This window comes from Nocardioides lianchengensis, assembly GCF_900101465.1.
Taxonomy (GTDB): domain Bacteria; phylum Actinomycetota; class Actinomycetes; order Propionibacteriales; family Nocardioidaceae; genus Nocardioides; species Nocardioides lianchengensis.
In genome coordinates, this window is record NZ_FMZM01000004.1 from 73,724 (window position 1) to 87,653 (window position 13,930).

Sequence of the window (13,930 nt, forward strand, 5' to 3'; positions counted from 1 at the left end):
TCATGCCGGGTCGCTGGTGGTGGCCTGCTGGTGGTGGACCGTCAGCGGCAGGTCCCAGTCCCAGGGCTGCCGGCTGATCATGTCGGCCACCCTCACCTCGCCGCGCTCGAGCTCGCCGAGGGCGGGGTCGACCAGCCGGTACTGCTGGGTCTGCCGGTGGATCGGCTGGGCGTGCAGCAGCACGATCCGCACGTCGCCGGGCTCGAAGCCGCAGCGCTGCTGGAGGGCCTCGATGAACTGCTCGTTGTGCAGGTGCCCGTCGCCGAAGTTCCAGCCCAGGACGACGCCCGCGACGACCTCTCCGTCGATCGGCAGGTAGCGCTCGTGGTCGGGTCCGCAGGCCCGCGGGATCAGCCCGAACAGCGCCCGGCCGTGGCTGTGCAGGGTGCGGAAGGCGTAGCCGGTGAACAGCGGGACCTCCGCCTGCTCCTTGCCGTAGATGTTCTCCAGCGTCACGTGCGGCAGCGGCGTCGCCTTGACCGTCCCGGCCTCGAGCTTGTCGAGCGCCTCGGGCGTGAAGCACCAGAACGACGTGTCCCAGTTGCCGGCGTAGTAGCGCATCGCCGGCAGGAACGAGACCTGCTGCGGGAGGAGGTTGCCGACCACGACGGTGCCGGCCGCCGCCCCCACCAGGAGTACGACGGGCAGCGGGTCGGTCAGGTCGCCGACGCCGAGCGCGGCGTCGTGCACGAAGAGCACCCCGATCGCGTAGATCATGAAGACGTTCCACTCCAGCGGCACGCCCATCGGGAAGCTGGTGAGGATGTTGAGGTGGAAGGCGACCATCACGACCGCCGCCACCGCCGTGACCGCGCCGCCGTCGGAGAGCAGCAGCACCAGCGGGACGCCGAACTCGACCGCGGTGCTGACGTGCGCGACCAGCGTCGTACGACGGGACGGGCGCAGGTCGTCGGGGAAGCTGCGGTGCCAGCCGCGCTTGATCCGGCGCGAGCGCAGGATCGGCGAGTTGCTCAGCATCGCCTGGACGACGAACGGGAAGTGGTGGTTGAGCTTGGACGTCGCGGCGCCCCACCAGATCACCACCAGCACCAGCTTGGCGGCCACGATCCCGTCGACCAGGTCCCCGTCCATGATCAGGAAGGTCACCGCGATCGTCGCGTAGACCTCCGAGCGGGCGGCCAGGAAGATCACCTTGTCGCGCAGCCCGGCCAGCACCAGTAAGCCGAGCACCAGCGCGACCCGCTCCCCCGGGACGAGCGAGCCGTCGGCCAGCAGCGCCCAGACCGTGGTGGCGAGGAGGGCGGCGTACAGGACGACGTCGACCGGCGTCCGCGTCGTACCGGCTGTGAGCGGGACACGGCCCGGCCAGGGTGGCAGCCGCATCGTCGTGGGCCGCAGCCAGTAGAGGAACGAGCCCATCGGCGGGGAGAACCGCAGGTTGAGCGGGCCGAAGCCGCAGCCCAGGCCGAGCACCTCGAAGAACAGGGTCCAGAGCACGACCTTCTGCAGGACGACCGGATCGGCCCACCAGTCACCGACGTCGGTGAAGCCGGTGACCGTGTCGGTGCTGAGCGCGAAGAGCATCGCGCCCAGGACGTAGAGGCCGATCTTGACGACGTACATGAGGAACACGACGTCGGGGGTGCCGAAGCCGATCTCGGCGACGTGTCGCTGCAGCGGCCGGACCCGCTCGTTGCGGGTGCCCGCGGACCAGGCGGGCAGGTCGAGGTCGGGGAGGTTCGGCTGCAGGAAGCCCATGGGCTCACTGTGGGACGGGCGGTGGTGCGCCACCAGCGGCGGCGGGCACGAAGTTCGGGGCCGGCCTTGTGCTGGCGGCACAAGCAGCCACGGCGGGCGGGCCCGGAGCGGCGGTGAGCTGGCCACCGATTCGGCGCTGGGTTCGGTGGCTGGCTCACCGCCGGTACGGCGAGCCGCGCGGACCCGCCGGACGAGCGGTGAGCTGGCCACCGATTCCCGCGGCGATCCGGTGCACAGCTCACCGCCGGTCCGGGGCTCCCCCGAGGACGGCGGACCCGAGCAGGTGGCAGGCCTGGAGGGCGACCTCGACGTCGAGCCGCCGCTCGGAGAGGGGGCGGCCGCGGGCGGCCTCGGCGCGTCGTACCCGGTACTGGACGGTGTTGCGGTGCAGCAGCAGCTCGGCGGCCGCGGCGGTGTGGCTGCCCTGGTGGGCCAGCCAGACCCGGACGGTCTCGCGGAGGCGGGCGTGCGGCTCGTCGTCGGTCGCGAGGTCGCCGAGGACGGCGCGGACCCAGACGCGCAGGGCGTCGGGGTCGGCCCGGAGCAGGGCGACCAGGCCGGCGTCGGCCGCGGAGGTCAGCCGCGCCCGGCGCGCCGGGGGTACGGCGAGCGCGACCGAGGCGGCCTGCCGGGCCTGCTGGTGCGTCCGGCGGAAGCCGTCGACGCCCGCGGCCGGGTCACCGACGGCCAGCCACGGCCCGTCCTCCTCCGGGGTCAGCGCTCCCGGGGCCGGCAGCCAGGCGTGCACCGTCCAGCCGTCGGCGGGCAGCACCAGCGGCGCCCGCGCGCAGTCGGCCCGTTGCGCCAGCCGGGCCACCGCCCGCTCGAGCCGGGGCAGCGGGTCGTCGACGCCGGCGTCGTACCAGGCGACCACGCCGACGTGGGTGCCGCGCAGCGGGTGGCCGAGCTCTTGCTCGGCGCGGTCGACGTCGACCGGGCCGCCGCCGACCAGCGCCGCGACGGTCGCCGCACGCGCGGCCGAGCGCGCTGGACCCAGGCGTCGCGCTCGGCCTGGTAGACCCGGACGACCTGCTCGGCGAGGCCGTCGATGTAGGCGAAGCTCGCCGTCGTCAGCTCGATGGTGACCCGCAGGACGGTCTCGGCGTCGGCCCCGGAGCCGGCGATCCCGGCCAGCACCCGCTCCTGGAACGCGGCCTGCCCGAGCCGGTAGGCCCGCAGCAGCGAGCTCACCGGCACCCCGCGCTGGGCGAGCAGGCGGGCGTAGGCGATCGCGCTCGCGGGGGCGTCCTGGCCCGGGGCGACCTCGCCGCGGGCGAACCGCTCGATGCCGCTGCGCACGTTGTCGCCGACGCTGGTGCGCAGCAGGTCCTCCAGGACCCGGTCGCCGCCGAGCTCCGGGATCTCGCGCAGCATCTGCGCGACCACCTCGTCGGTGCGCAGGTCGGCCTCCGGCAGCATCGCGGCCGCGGTGGCGGCGACCAGGTCGCTCATGTCCCGTGGAACGGTGTCTCGAGAAACTGGGCGACCAGGCCGTTCACGACGTCCGGCTGCTCGACCTGCAGGAAGTGACCGGCGTCGACGACCCGCTCGACGCGACTGCCCGCCGGCAGCTTGGCGACCAGCCCGTCGGCGAAGCCGGGCTCGAGGCAGCCGTCGTCGGCGCCGTGGAGGTAGAGGGTCGGGACGGTCGGCGTGCCGTCCCACGTCCGCTTCCAGCCGGCGTACGACGACGGGACCCGCCAGGGCGCCCGGATGGCCCGGTAGTAGCCGACCGCGGCGGCCCGGTTCGCCGGCTCGTCGAGCGCGGCGAGCACGTGCGGGAGGTCCGTGCCCGCGTCGTACCCCGGCGACCAGTCGCGCCAGAGCTTGGCGACCTCGCGGTCGAGGAACCGCTCGGGGAGGAGCGGGAGCTGGTGCCAGCCGATGTACCAGCTGTGCCGGGCCTGGCGGGCCAGCAGCCGCGGGCTGCGGCTGTCCATGGTCGCCAGCGGCGGGACGGCCATCGCGACGACCCGCTCGTACGGCGAGTCCGGGTGGGCGCCGAGCGCGTGCGCGGTGATGGCGCCCCAGTCGTGGCCGACCAGCACGGGATCGCTCCCGGTCCAGTCGACCGCCTCCGGGATCGCCGCCGCGTCGGCCATCAGCGCGGCGACGTGGAAGCAGCCGTCGTCCGGCACCGCGCTCGGCGCGTAGCCGCGGGTGTGCGGCGCGACGACGCGGAACCCGCGACGGGCGAGGAACGGCCCGAGGTGGCGCCAGGTGTGGGCGGTGTCCGGGAACCCGTGCAGCGCCACCACCAGCCGCCCGTCCGCCGGCCCCCAGGCCAGCGCCTCGAGCGTCACGCGCGGCAGGCGCAGGGTGAGCCGCTCGGGCTCGTCGCGCGCGTGGCGGCCGGTCATGGGGGCAATCTAGAGCGCGTGCCCCCTCCCGTCACGGCCCGCGTGCTGCTGGTCGAGGGTGCCTCCGACGCGGCCGCGCTGCACGGGGTGGCGGCCCTGCTCGGCCGCTCGCTCCCCGCGGAGGGGGTGTCCGTCGTGGCGATGGGCGGGGCGACCAACGTGGCCCGCCACCTGCTCGAGCTGCCGGACGGCGTCGCCGTCGGCGGCCTGTACGACGCCGCCGAGGAGCGGTTCTTCCGCGGCGGGCTGGAGCGGGCCGGGTTCGGCCGGGTCGCGGACGCCGCCGACCTGGAGGCGCACGGCTTCTTCGGCTGCGACCCCGACCTGGAGGGCGAGCTGGTCCGCGCCCTCGGCCTCGAGCAGGCCCTCCGCGTCGTCGCCGCCCAGGGCGAGCTGTCGTCGTTCCGCGTCCTGCAGCGCCAGCCCGCTCAGCGGGACCGGACCGTCGAGCAGCACCTGCACCGGTTCCTCGGCACCCGCTCCGGCCGCAAGGCGCAGTACGCCGCCGCGCTGGTCGCCGCGCTCGCCGTCGACGCCGTACCGCTGCCGTTGCTGGGGGTGCTGGGGGTCGGTCCACCGCAGCTGTAACGCGATGTTCGCCGCACTAGGTACGCGCTGCAGCGCGTACCTAGTGCGGCGAACATCGCGTTACAGCGCGGCTGGCGGGCCCAGAGACTCGGCCAGCCGCGGCGCCCAGACCACCTTCCCGAGGAACCGGTCGGCGTCGGGTGAGGTGGCCAGCCAGGCGGCGCAGCGGCCGACGGCGTCGGCGGGCGAGGAGTCGAAGCCGCGGTCGGCGATGGCGGCCGTGCCGCCGCGGGCGGCGCCGGACTCGGTGACCACGAAGCCCGGGTCGACGTTGAAGGCGCGGACCCCGGCGGCGCGGTACTCGGCGTTCACCGCGCCCGCGATCCGGCCGAAGGCGGCCTTGGCCGAGGAGTAGCCGAGGCCCCAGCCGCCCTCGCCGGGCGGGGCGGGCGGGTCGGTGGCGGCGGAGGCGGAGCAGACGGCGACGACCGTGCCGCCGCCCGCAGCGACCATGGCGGGCAGCACGGTCTGGACGAGCGCGACCTGGTGCACGTGGTTGGCCTCCAGGCTGCGGCTCAACGCGTCGAGGTCGAGGTCGAGCAGACGGGCGTGCGGGACGTGGCTGATCGCGTTGAGCACGAGCAGGTCGACGCGGTCCCACTCAGCGAGCACGGTCGCCGCCGCCGCGCGGACCGAGCCGAGGTCGTGGAGGTCCATCCGGACCGGCAGCGCGCGGACGCCGTACGACGAGAGCTCGCGGGCGGTCGTCTCCAGGCTGCCCGGCACGGCGTGCACGAGCGGCCCCTCCGCGGCGGTCCGGGCCGGCACCGTGCCGGTCCCCTCGACCTCGGTGCGCGCGGTGAACGCGACGTCGTACCCCTCGCGCGCCAGCACCAGCGCCGTCTCGCGGCCGATCCCCCGGCTCGCGCCGGTCACGAGGGCGACAGGTCGGTCCACGGGGGCATGATGCCCGCTAGGTTCCCGTCATGCAGTACGACGTGATCGCGCCCGTCGCGGCCGGCACCACCGCCGACCCCGCCTGGATCGCCGCCTGGGCCGAGCACGTCGAGGCCTGCGGGTTCGACGGCGTGGTGGTCGTCGAGCACGCGGTGGTGGCGGCCGGCTACACCAGCACCTACCCGTACGACGCCTCCGGCCGGATGGAGCTGCCCGACGACTGCGACGTGCCGGACCCGCTCGAGCTGCTGGCCTTCCTCGCCGGTCGGACCACGACCCTCGGCCTCGCGACCGGCGTGCTGGTGCTCCCCGACCACCACCCGGTCGTGCTGGCGAAGCGCCTGGCCACCCTCGACGCGCTCTCGGGCGGGCGGCTGCGGCTGTGCGTCGGGATGGGCTGGATGCGCGAGGAGGTCGAGGCCTGCGGGGTGGACTTCGAGAGTCGCGGCCGTCGTGCGGACGAACAGCTGCAGGTCCTCACCACGCTGTGGTCGGACCACGGACCGGAGGGGGTGGACCACCACGGCGAGTTCTTCTCCTTCCGCGGCGCGATGTCCTACCCCAAGCCGGTCCGCGCGGGCGGGGTCCCCGTCCACGTCGGCGGCCACAGCAGGGCGGCCGCGCGCCGCGCCGGGCGGTACGGCGCCGGCCTGCAGCCGCTCGGCGTGGCCGGCGACGAGCTCGCGGGGCTGGTCGCGCTGATGCGCGAGGAGGCCGCGCGCGCCGGGCGCGACCCGGAGGCGCTCGAGCTGACCCTGGGCCACCTGGTCGACCGGGTCGACGCGGCGAGGGCGGAGCGGCTGGCCGCCCTCGGGGCCGACCGCCTGGTGCTCGCGACCGCGCCGACCGCGGACCTCGACCAGGCCCGGGACGCCCTGTCGGCCTGCGCCGGACGGCTGGGGCTGTGAGCCCCGAGGACACGCTGGCCCTCCATGACCTGGTGCACCGCTACGCGGCGTACGTCGACGACCGCGACCTCGACCGGGCCGCCGCGCTGTTCACGTTGGACGGCGTGCTGGTGCCCGCGCGCCGCGAGCCGGTCGCCGGGCGGCCCGCCGTACGGAAGGCGCTCGGCGCGCTCGAGCGGGTCAGGCGGACCGCCCACGAGATCGGCGGCATCGTGCTGGACCGCACCGGCCCGCACGCGGTGACGGGCCGGGTCACCGCGGTCGCGCACCACGTCGACGAGGGGACCGACCACGTGTGGCACCTGGTCTACCGCGACGAGTACCGGCGGATCGCCGGCCACTGGTTCTTCGCACGCCGGGAGCTGGACCTGCGGTTCACCGAGGAGCGGCAGGTCGGCCGATGAGCCCCCGGGTCAGCGTGGTCACCGGCGGCGCCCGCGGCATCGGCGGCGCGGTGACCCGCCGCCTCGCCGGCCGCGGCGACCTGGTGGTGCTGGTCGACGTCGACGGCCCGGCGGCCGAGGTCACCGCAGCGGAGGTCGAGGCTGCGGGCGGGCGCTGCCGGACCGTCGTCGGCGACGTCACCGAGGACGCGACGGTCGAGCGCCTGGTCGGGGAGGTGCACGAGCTCGGGCGGCTCGACGTCCTGGTGAACAACGTCGGCGACTTCCGGCCGGCGTCGCGCACCTTCCTGCACAGCACCCGCGAGCAGCGGCGGCGGCTGCACGACCTCAACCTCGGCCACGTCCTCGAGGTCACCCACGCCCTGCTGCCGGTGATGGTCGAGCAGGGCTCGGGGGCGGTGGTCAACAACGCGACCGTCGAGGCGTTCCGCGGCATCCCGGGGCACGCGGCGTACTCCGCCTTCAACGCCGGCGTCGTCGCCTTCACCCGCAGCCTGGCCGTCGAGGCCGGGCCGTACGGCGTCCGCGTCAACGCCGTCGCGCCCGACCTGGCCGACACCGACCAGACCCCGGCGGCGGCGATGCTGCGCGGGCGTGACCCCGCGTCGGTCCCCTGGTGGGTGCCGCTGGGCCGGTTCGGGCGGCCGGACGACTACGCGGGCGTGGTCGACTTCCTCGCTTCCGACGACGCCCGGTTCGTCACCGGGCAGACTGTCGCCGTGGACGGAGGGACTCTCGCGGCGTCCGGCTGGTACCGCCGCGCCGACGGCAAGGGCTGGACCAACCTCCCGGACCGCCCGTGACGGCGCCCGCCGACGGGTCGGCGTGGTCCGATTCCTCGGCACGGGCGGTGCTCCAGCTGATGGTGGAGTCGGTCGCCGAGATGATCGGATTCGAGACCGCCGTGCTGTCCGTGGTCCTCGACGGCCTGCTGGTCACCGTCGCCTACACCGGGTCCGAGGAGTGGCGCGAATACGTCTTCGAGCACGCCGACCCGATCTCGAGCCTCGACCAGGTCGCGGAGCAGGGCACCAGCTGGGGCCGGTTCACCTTCCTGGCCGCCGAGGAGTACGACGGCGAGCTCGACGGCAGCTGGTTCGTCGCGGCCGACGAGCCGCTCGACGTCCCCGACGCGTGGCACCCGCTCGATGCCCTGATCGGCTTCCTCCGCGACGACGACGGCACCCTGGTCGGCTGCCTGTCGGTCGACCGCCCGATCTCGCGGATGCGGCCCGACGACGCCCAGCGGCGACTGCTCGAGCGGTACGCCGCCCAGACCGAGCGCGCCGTCCTCACCGCCTTCGAGCGCGAGGAGCTGGTCCAGCAGATCGCGCACGCCGAGGCGGCCCGCCGCCTGGTCCGGTCCGCGTCGATGCCGGCCCACGCGTCGCTGCAGGCGGTGCTCGAGTACACCTACCAGCCGCTCGTCGAGGGGTTCACCGCCTCCGGCTCCTGGATCCAGGTCCTCGGGACCGACGGCCCGTCGATCGGGTACGCCCGGTCACGCGACAGCGACGTGGTCACGCTGCCCGACCCGATGGTCGAGATGGCCCGCGAGCTGGCCCCGCGGCTGTGGGCCGAGCAGCGGGCCGTGGTCGTCACCGCCGACGGCTCCCCGGTCCCGCCCGGGACCGACGTGGGCGACCGGGTGCGCGCGCTGGCGACCGAGCAGCTGGCGGACTTCGAGCTGGCGTCGGCGCTCGCCGTACCCCTCGGTGCGGGGGGCGAGTGCGTCGGCCTGCTGGTGCTCACCCGGGGGCCCGACGACCCGACCTGGTCGCCCGTCGAGGCCGCCTCCGCGCAGGAGATCGGGCACGATCTGGGCGCGGCGCTGGTCACGGCCCGGGCCCTGGAGCGCGAGCGCAACCTGGTCCGCGAGCTGCAGCAGCTCGACGACTACCGCACCCAGCTGATCGCGACCCTCTCCCACGAGCTGCGCACGCCGCTGACCGTCATCTCCGGCAACCTGGAGATGCTCGGCGAGCTCGACCTGGAGGAGACCGCCCGGCGCTACCACCAGGCGATGACCCGCGGCACCCACCGGATGGGCAAGGTCGTCGACGACCTGCTCCTGCTCGCCCGGGTCAGCGACCCGCAGCACCCGCTGGTGCCGGTCCCCGTCGACGTCGGCGCGGTGACCGCCGACGTCGTCGCGCTCGTCGAGTCCACCGCCCGGGCCAAGGGGCTTCGACTGCGCGTCGACCTCGGGCCCGGCGGCCTCGTCGTCCCCGGGGACGCGAACGAGATCGACCAGGTGGTCGGCAACCTGACGAGCAACGCGGTGAAGTACACCCAGGCCGGCGGCACCGTCGCGGTCAGCGCCGTCCGTCGCGACGACACGGTCGTCGTCGAGGTCGCCGACGACGGCCTCGGGATCTCCGAGGAGGACCAGGTCGGGCTGTTCCGCGCCTTCTTCCGCACCACCAACCCCGACGCCCTCCGCGAGCCCGGCACCGGCCTCGGCCTGGCCATCGTGGCCACCATCGTCGAGCGGCACCGCGGGTCGGTCCGGGTCAGCTCGGAGCTGGGGCGCGGGACGACGTTCACGGTCACCCTGCCCACCGGTGGTTGAGGAGGGACGAAGTCCCGTCTCGAAACCGCCCGCGCCGACAGCCGGGCCCGACCACCACCGACTCTCGGCCCACCAGGTTTCAAGACGGTCGCTGCGCGACCTCCTCAACCACCGGAGGGTCGGACCCAGCGACGCCAGTTGTCCTGGCGGGTGTAGCCGGCGGCCCGCCAGGAGGCGTCGCCGAGCTCGTTGCCCTCCAGCACCATCGCGTCGAAGCGGCCGGCGCCGAGGGCGCGGAGCCGCTCCTCGGCCCGCTCGACCAGCAGCCGACCGAGGCCGCGGCGCCGGTGGTCGGGGCGTACGGCGAGCCGGTAGAGGTGGGCCCGCCAGCCGTCCCAGCCGGCGATCACCGTGCCGACGATCTCGCCGTCGACCGTCGCGAGGAGCAGCGCGGACGGGTCGTGCGCGAGCAGCGCGGTGATCATCTCCGGCCGGTCGGTGGGCCGGGACTCGTTCTCGCCGGCGAACGCCCAGAAGGCCACCAGCGCCTCGGCGTCGTCGTCCACGGCCGGCCGCAGCGTCACCTCGTCCACGCGGGCGATCCTAGGATCCCGACGTGACCGACCGCCTGCGCGCCGTACCCGCCGACCGGATGCACCTGCTGCTGATGCTGGCGCTGACCTTCGGGACGGGGATCGTCGACGCCGTCGGCTACCTCGGCCTGGACCGGGTGTTCACCGGCAACATGACCGGCAACGTGGTCATCCTCGGCATGGCGCTCGTCGGCGCCGACGACCTGCCGGTGCTCGGGCCGGTGCTCGCGCTGGTCGGGTTCATGGCCGGGGCCGCGCTCGGCGGGCGGGTGCTGAAGCGGGCGGCCGGGGCGTGGACGCGGCGGACCACGCTCCTGTTCGCCGGGGTGGGCGTGGTGATGGTCGCGCTGGCCGTGGTCCTGTGGGTGGTGGAGGACGATCTGGCCGAGCCGCTCGCGCTCGCGGTGACCACGCTGCTCGGGGCGGCGATGGGGGTGCAGGCGGCCGCGGCCCGGTTCATCGCGGTCAAGGACGTCACCACGGTGGTGGTCACCTCGACCATCACCGGCCTGGCCGCCGACTCGGTGCTCGGCAGCGGCAAGGGCGGGGGCAGCGGACGACGGGCGGCGGCCGTGGTCCTGATCCTCGCCGGCGCGGCCGCGGGTGCCGCCCTGCTGAAGTGGCACCTGGGCGCGGGCCTGGTCGTCGCCGGCGTCATCGTCCTGGCCGTGACGGTGGTGGGTGCCGTGCACGCCCGCGGTAGTGCCACGATCGGGGCATGAGCTACCTCCCCGACCCCGCCCGCTACGACGCGATGGAGTACCGCCGCGTCGGCCGCAGCGGCCTGGACCTCCCCGCGATCAGCCTCGGCCTGTGGCACAACTTCGGCGACGACGTGCCGTTCGAGCGGCAGGCCGCGACCCTGCAGCGGGCGTTCGACCACGGCATCACCCACGTCGACCTGGCCAACAACTACGGGCCGCCGTACGGCTCGGCCGAGGAGAACTTCGGCCGCCACCTCCGCGAGAGCTTCGCGGGCCTACGCGACGAGCTGGTGATCTCGACCAAGGCCGGCTGGGACATGTGGCCGGGTCCCTACGGCCAGGTCGGCGGCTCGCGGAAGTACCTCGTGGCCAGCCTCGACCAGTCGCTGCGGCGGATGGGCCTCGACTACGTCGACATCTACTACCACCACCGGCCCGACCCGCGGACGCCGCTCGAGGAGACGATGGGCGCTCTCGACGCGATCGTCCGCTCGGGCAAGGCGCTGTACGTCGGCGTCTCGTCGTACTCCCCCGCGCGGACGCTGGAGGCGGCCGCGATCCTGGCCGACCTGGGCACGCCGCTGCTGATCCACCAGCCGTCGTACTCGGTCCTGAACCGGTGGGTCGAGGGCGACGGCCTGCTCGACACGCTGGAAGAGGTCGGCGCCGGCTGCATCGCGTTCTCGCCGCTGGCCCAGGGGCTGCTGACCGACACGTACCTCGACGGCGTGCCCGAGGGCTCGCGGGCCACGCAGGGCAAGTCGCTCGACCGCGACTCGATCACGCCCGAGATGGTGGCGCTGCTGCGCTCGCTGAACGAGATCGCGGCCGAGCGCGGCCAGTCGCTGGCCCAGCTGGCGCTGCAGTGGGCGCTGCGCGACCCGCGGATGAGCTCGCTGGTCATCGGTGCCTCCAGCCCCGAGCAGCTCGACCGCAACGTCGCCGCGCTGAGCGGCCCGGCGTTCACCGACGAGCAGCTGGCCGCGATCGAGCAGCACTCCACCGACTCCGGCATCGACCTGTGGCAGGCGGCCCGGCTCAGCGACCAGGAGTAGAGCCGCTGGCGAAGTTGCGGAGGAGGGGCCGGTCGTCGCCGGTGCGGACGGCCCAGACCAGCTCGCTGCGGTGGTCGCTGCCCTCCAGCGGGAGCGCGACGACGCCGTCGGGCGCGACGAGCAGCGCGCTCGCGGGAGCGACCGTGACACCGACCCCGGCCCGCACGAGGTGCAGCAGGGTGGCCCAGGACGACCCGACCTGGACGATCTCGGGCACCCGTCCGTCCTCGACGACCGGCGCCAGGTTGCGCTCGGTCGCCAGCGCGCCGGCGTCGGCCGGGAAGAAGACGAACGGGTCGCCCGCCAGCTCCGGCGCCCGCACGCTCGGGCGGGAGGCGAGGCGGTGGCCGGCCGGGACGACCGCGACGAACGGCTCGACGTGGAACGTCGTGCAGGTGACGTCGTCGCGCGGGTCGGGGTCGCGGACGACGGCGATGTCGAGTTCGCCGCGGGTCAGCAGCTCGAGCAGCCGTGCCGTGTAGCCCTCGGTGAGCGCGACCTGGACCCGCGGCCAGCGCTCCCGGAAGGACTGCACGTGCTGGACCGGACCGAGCGGCAGCGCCGAGCTGACGAACCCGACGTCGAGCCGACCCTCCTCGCCCCGCCCGACCCGGACCGTCTCCTCCAGGTCGCGCCGCACCTGGCCGAGCAGCGCGCGGGCCCGGTCGCGGAGCACCGAGCCGGCCGGGGTGAGCGCGACGCTGCGCGAGGTCCGGGTCAGCAGCAGGACGCCGAGCTCGCGCTCCAGCCGGCGGATCTGCTGCGACAGCGCGGGCTGGGCGACCCGCAGCCGCTCCGCCGCGCGACCGAAGTGCAGCTCCTCGGCGACCGCCACGAACGCCCGCAGCAGGCGCAGGTCGACATCCATGCATCCAGGTTATCGATCGTCCTGAACAAGTCTTGGAGTTATCTCGTCGAAGCGCGAACACTGGACGCATGACCAGCACGATCACCATCGACGACCTCCGCGACGACACCGACGCCCACGCCTTCCGGCGGCTCAACGAGGAGTGGATCGGCCAGTACTTCGCCCTCGAGGCCGAGGACCGCCGCCAGCTCGAGGACCCGGTGGGCCAGCTGGTGTCGCCGGGCGGCGCGGTCCTCGTCGCGCGGCTGGGTGACGAGGTGGTCGGGTGCGTCGCCCTCGCCGTGACCCGCCCCGGCGTGATGGACCTGGTCAAGATGGCCGTCTCCCCCGACCACCAGGGCCACGGCATCGGCCGGTCCCTGGTCGTCGCCGCCCTCGACCGGGCCCGCGAGCTCGGCGCCACCCGGCTGGAGCTGGAGAGCAACCGCCGGCTGGCGTCCGCCGTACACCTCTACGAGCAGCACGGCTTCCGCCACCTCGGCGCCGACGAGCACGAGCCCGGCCCCTACGCCCGCGCCGACGTGGCGATGGCGCTCGACCTCTAGCCGCCTAGCGACCGGCCTCCCAGTCGGCGAACGACGTCGCCCCGATCACCGGGTCGGCGTCCGGTGCGGGGACGATCTCGTCGGCCACGGCGGCCCCGCCGAAGTAGCCGACCGACGGATCGGCCACGACCACGCGGTCGTCGCCCCGGCCGGCGAGGACCTTCGCCACGAAGGTGTCCATCCGCACCTTCTCGGCGCCCGCGATCTCGACCGTCCCGTTCAGCGGAGCCCCCACCGCGGTCTCGGCCACGAGCCGGGCCACGTCGGCGGCGGCGACCGGCTGGAAGCCGATCGGGGCGAGGTGGACGCCGTCGTCACGGGTGGCGGCGTCGGCGATGCCGGCGACGAACTCGAAGAACTGGGTCGCGCGGACGATCGAGTACGGCACGCCGGACTCGACGATCAGCTGCTCCTGGGCCACCTTGGCGCGCAGGTAGCCGCTGCCGGGGAGCCGCTCGGCGCCGACGATGGCGAGCGCGACGTGGTGGCCGACCCCGGCCGCCCGCTCGGCCGCGAGCTGGTTGCGGGTCGAGGTGGTGAAGAAGTCGAGGACCGCCTGGTCCTCCCAGACCGGCGAGTTGGTCACGTCGACGACGACGTCGGCGCCCGCGAACGCCTCGGCCAGCCCGACCCCGGTGATCACGTCGACCCCGCTCTGCGGTGAGGCGGCGAGCGCCTCGTGCCCCTGCTCCTGCAGGAGCGCGACGACCTGCGACCCGATGAGCCCGGTTCCCCCGATGACGACGACCTTCATGGCATGTGCCTCTCTGACGTCCG

15 protein-coding genes and 1 pseudogene are annotated in these 13,930 nt (G+C 74.7%); 8 read left to right on the forward strand and 8 right to left on the reverse strand.

The window, feature by feature from the left end:
* The 4 genes and pseudogenes from BLT76_RS08380 to BLT76_RS08395 form a co-directional block, all read right to left on the reverse strand.
* Window positions 1-1,719, reverse strand: a complete 1,719-nt coding sequence (locus BLT76_RS08380; RefSeq protein WP_090853708.1) for a DUF3556 domain-containing protein — start codon at window positions 1,717-1,719, stop codon at window positions 1-3.
* Between the two features lie 238 nt (window positions 1,720-1,957).
* Window positions 1,958-2,593 carry a PucR family transcriptional regulator gene (locus BLT76_RS08385; RefSeq protein ID WP_139175449.1) on the reverse strand — a complete coding sequence of 212 codons (636 nt, stop codon included), beginning with the start codon at window positions 2,591-2,593 and terminating at the stop codon, window positions 1,958-1,960.
* A gap of 116 nt (window positions 2,594-2,709) precedes the next feature.
* Window positions 2,710-3,171, reverse strand: a pseudogene (locus BLT76_RS26735) (RsbRD N-terminal domain-containing protein); the annotation flags it as partial.
* Window positions 3,168-4,079 carry an alpha/beta fold hydrolase gene (locus BLT76_RS08395; protein WP_090853718.1) on the reverse strand — a complete coding sequence of 304 codons (912 nt, stop codon included), beginning with the start codon at window positions 4,077-4,079 and terminating at the stop codon, window positions 3,168-3,170. The gene BLT76_RS08395 and the pseudogene BLT76_RS26735, both read right to left, overlap by 4 nt.
* An 18-nt stretch (window positions 4,080-4,097) precedes the next feature.
* On the opposite strand from BLT76_RS08395, the gene BLT76_RS08400 reads away from it, so the two are divergent.
* Window positions 4,098-4,667 (forward strand): TOPRIM nucleotidyl transferase/hydrolase domain-containing protein, encoded by a 570-nt coding sequence (locus tag BLT76_RS08400; RefSeq protein ID WP_090853722.1) that lies wholly within the window; start codon window positions 4,098-4,100, stop codon window positions 4,665-4,667.
* Window positions 4,668-4,727: 60 nt separating this feature from the next.
* Here the strand turns inward: BLT76_RS08400 and BLT76_RS08405 are convergent, their stop codons facing one another.
* Window positions 4,728-5,564, reverse strand: coding sequence for an SDR family oxidoreductase (locus BLT76_RS08405; RefSeq protein ID WP_090853724.1), 837 nt, complete (start codon window positions 5,562-5,564; stop codon window positions 4,728-4,730).
* A 29-nt stretch (window positions 5,565-5,593) separates the two neighbouring features.
* Here BLT76_RS08405 and BLT76_RS08410 point away from each other — a divergent pair, with 29 nt between their 5' ends.
* The 4 genes from BLT76_RS08410 to BLT76_RS08425 are packed head-to-tail and all read left to right on the forward strand — an operon-like array spanning window position 5,594 to window position 9,448.
* Complete coding sequence (locus BLT76_RS08410) at window positions 5,594-6,472, forward strand: TIGR03619 family F420-dependent LLM class oxidoreductase (protein WP_090853727.1); 879 nt, start codon at window positions 5,594-5,596, stop codon at window positions 6,470-6,472.
* Complete coding sequence (locus BLT76_RS08415; RefSeq protein ID WP_170866980.1) at window positions 6,469-6,876, forward strand: nuclear transport factor 2 family protein; 408 nt, start codon at window positions 6,469-6,471, stop codon at window positions 6,874-6,876. Before BLT76_RS08410 ends, BLT76_RS08415 begins: the two co-directional genes overlap by 4 nt.
* On the forward strand, window positions 6,873-7,679 hold the full coding sequence (locus BLT76_RS08420) for an SDR family NAD(P)-dependent oxidoreductase (RefSeq protein WP_090853730.1): 807 nt from the start codon (window positions 6,873-6,875) through the stop codon (window positions 7,677-7,679). The genes BLT76_RS08415 and BLT76_RS08420 overlap by 4 nt, the downstream gene beginning before the upstream one ends.
* Complete coding sequence (locus tag BLT76_RS08425) at window positions 7,676-9,448, forward strand: sensor histidine kinase (protein WP_090853733.1); 1,773 nt, start codon at window positions 7,676-7,678, stop codon at window positions 9,446-9,448. The genes BLT76_RS08420 and BLT76_RS08425 overlap by 4 nt, the downstream gene beginning before the upstream one ends.
* Window positions 9,449-9,552: 104 nt before the next feature.
* Here the strand turns inward: BLT76_RS08425 and BLT76_RS08430 are convergent, their stop codons facing one another.
* A complete protein-coding gene (locus tag BLT76_RS08430; RefSeq protein WP_244509320.1) occupies window positions 9,553-9,981 on the reverse strand; it encodes a GNAT family N-acetyltransferase in 429 nt (142 codons plus the stop codon).
* Between the two features lie 23 nt (window positions 9,982-10,004).
* Between BLT76_RS08430 and BLT76_RS08435 the strand changes: the two genes are divergently transcribed.
* Window positions 10,005-10,703 carry a DUF1275 family protein gene (locus tag BLT76_RS08435; protein WP_244509321.1) on the forward strand — a complete coding sequence of 233 codons (699 nt, stop codon included), beginning with the start codon at window positions 10,005-10,007 and terminating at the stop codon, window positions 10,701-10,703.
* Window positions 10,700-11,740, forward strand: a complete 1,041-nt coding sequence (mgrA, locus tag BLT76_RS08440) for an L-glyceraldehyde 3-phosphate reductase (RefSeq protein WP_090853739.1) — start codon at window positions 10,700-10,702, stop codon at window positions 11,738-11,740. The genes BLT76_RS08435 and mgrA overlap by 4 nt, the downstream gene beginning before the upstream one ends.
* Here mgrA and BLT76_RS08445 read toward each other — a convergent pair.
* Window positions 11,724-12,608: a LysR substrate-binding domain-containing protein gene (locus BLT76_RS08445; protein WP_090853741.1), complete on the reverse strand. Its 885-nt coding sequence runs from the start codon at window positions 12,606-12,608 to the stop codon at window positions 11,724-11,726. The genes mgrA and BLT76_RS08445 overlap by 17 nt on opposite strands.
* 68 nt (window positions 12,609-12,676) lie before the next feature.
* Between BLT76_RS08445 and BLT76_RS08450 the strand changes: the two genes are divergently transcribed.
* Entirely contained in the window at window positions 12,677-13,153 is a 477-nt protein-coding gene (locus tag BLT76_RS08450; protein WP_090853743.1) for a GNAT family N-acetyltransferase, read from the forward strand.
* A gap of 4 nt (window positions 13,154-13,157) precedes the next feature.
* Here the strand turns inward: BLT76_RS08450 and BLT76_RS08455 are convergent, their stop codons facing one another.
* Window positions 13,158-13,907 carry an SDR family oxidoreductase gene (locus BLT76_RS08455; protein ID WP_090853746.1) on the reverse strand — a complete coding sequence of 250 codons (750 nt, stop codon included), beginning with the start codon at window positions 13,905-13,907 and terminating at the stop codon, window positions 13,158-13,160.
* Window positions 13,908-13,930 lie beyond the last annotated feature (23 nt).

What these genes read in the sequence shown, in the direction of transcription:
- BLT76_RS08395 (WP_090853718.1), bottom strand. Translation starts at nt 4,079, where the DNA reads ATGACCGGCCGCCACGCGCGCGACGAGCCCGAGCGGCTCACCCTGCGC.
- BLT76_RS08455 (WP_090853746.1), bottom strand. Translation starts at nt 13,907, where the DNA reads ATGAAGGTCGTCGTCATCGGGGGAACCGGGCTCATCGGGTCGCAGGTC.
- BLT76_RS08445 (WP_090853741.1), bottom strand. Translation starts at nt 12,608, where the DNA reads ATGGATGTCGACCTGCGCCTGCTGCGGGCGTTCGTGGCGGTCGCCGAG.
- BLT76_RS08450 (WP_090853743.1), top strand. Translation starts at nt 12,677, where the DNA reads ATGACCAGCACGATCACCATCGACGACCTCCGCGACGACACCGACGCC.
- BLT76_RS08410 (WP_090853727.1), top strand. Translation starts at nt 5,594, where the DNA reads ATGCAGTACGACGTGATCGCGCCCGTCGCGGCCGGCACCACCGCCGAC.
- BLT76_RS08380 (WP_090853708.1), bottom strand. Translation starts at nt 1,719, where the DNA reads ATGGGCTTCCTGCAGCCGAACCTCCCCGACCTCGACCTGCCCGCCTGG.
- mgrA (WP_090853739.1), top strand. Translation starts at nt 10,700, where the DNA reads ATGAGCTACCTCCCCGACCCCGCCCGCTACGACGCGATGGAGTACCGC.
- BLT76_RS08420 (WP_090853730.1), top strand. Translation starts at nt 6,873, where the DNA reads ATGAGCCCCCGGGTCAGCGTGGTCACCGGCGGCGCCCGCGGCATCGGC.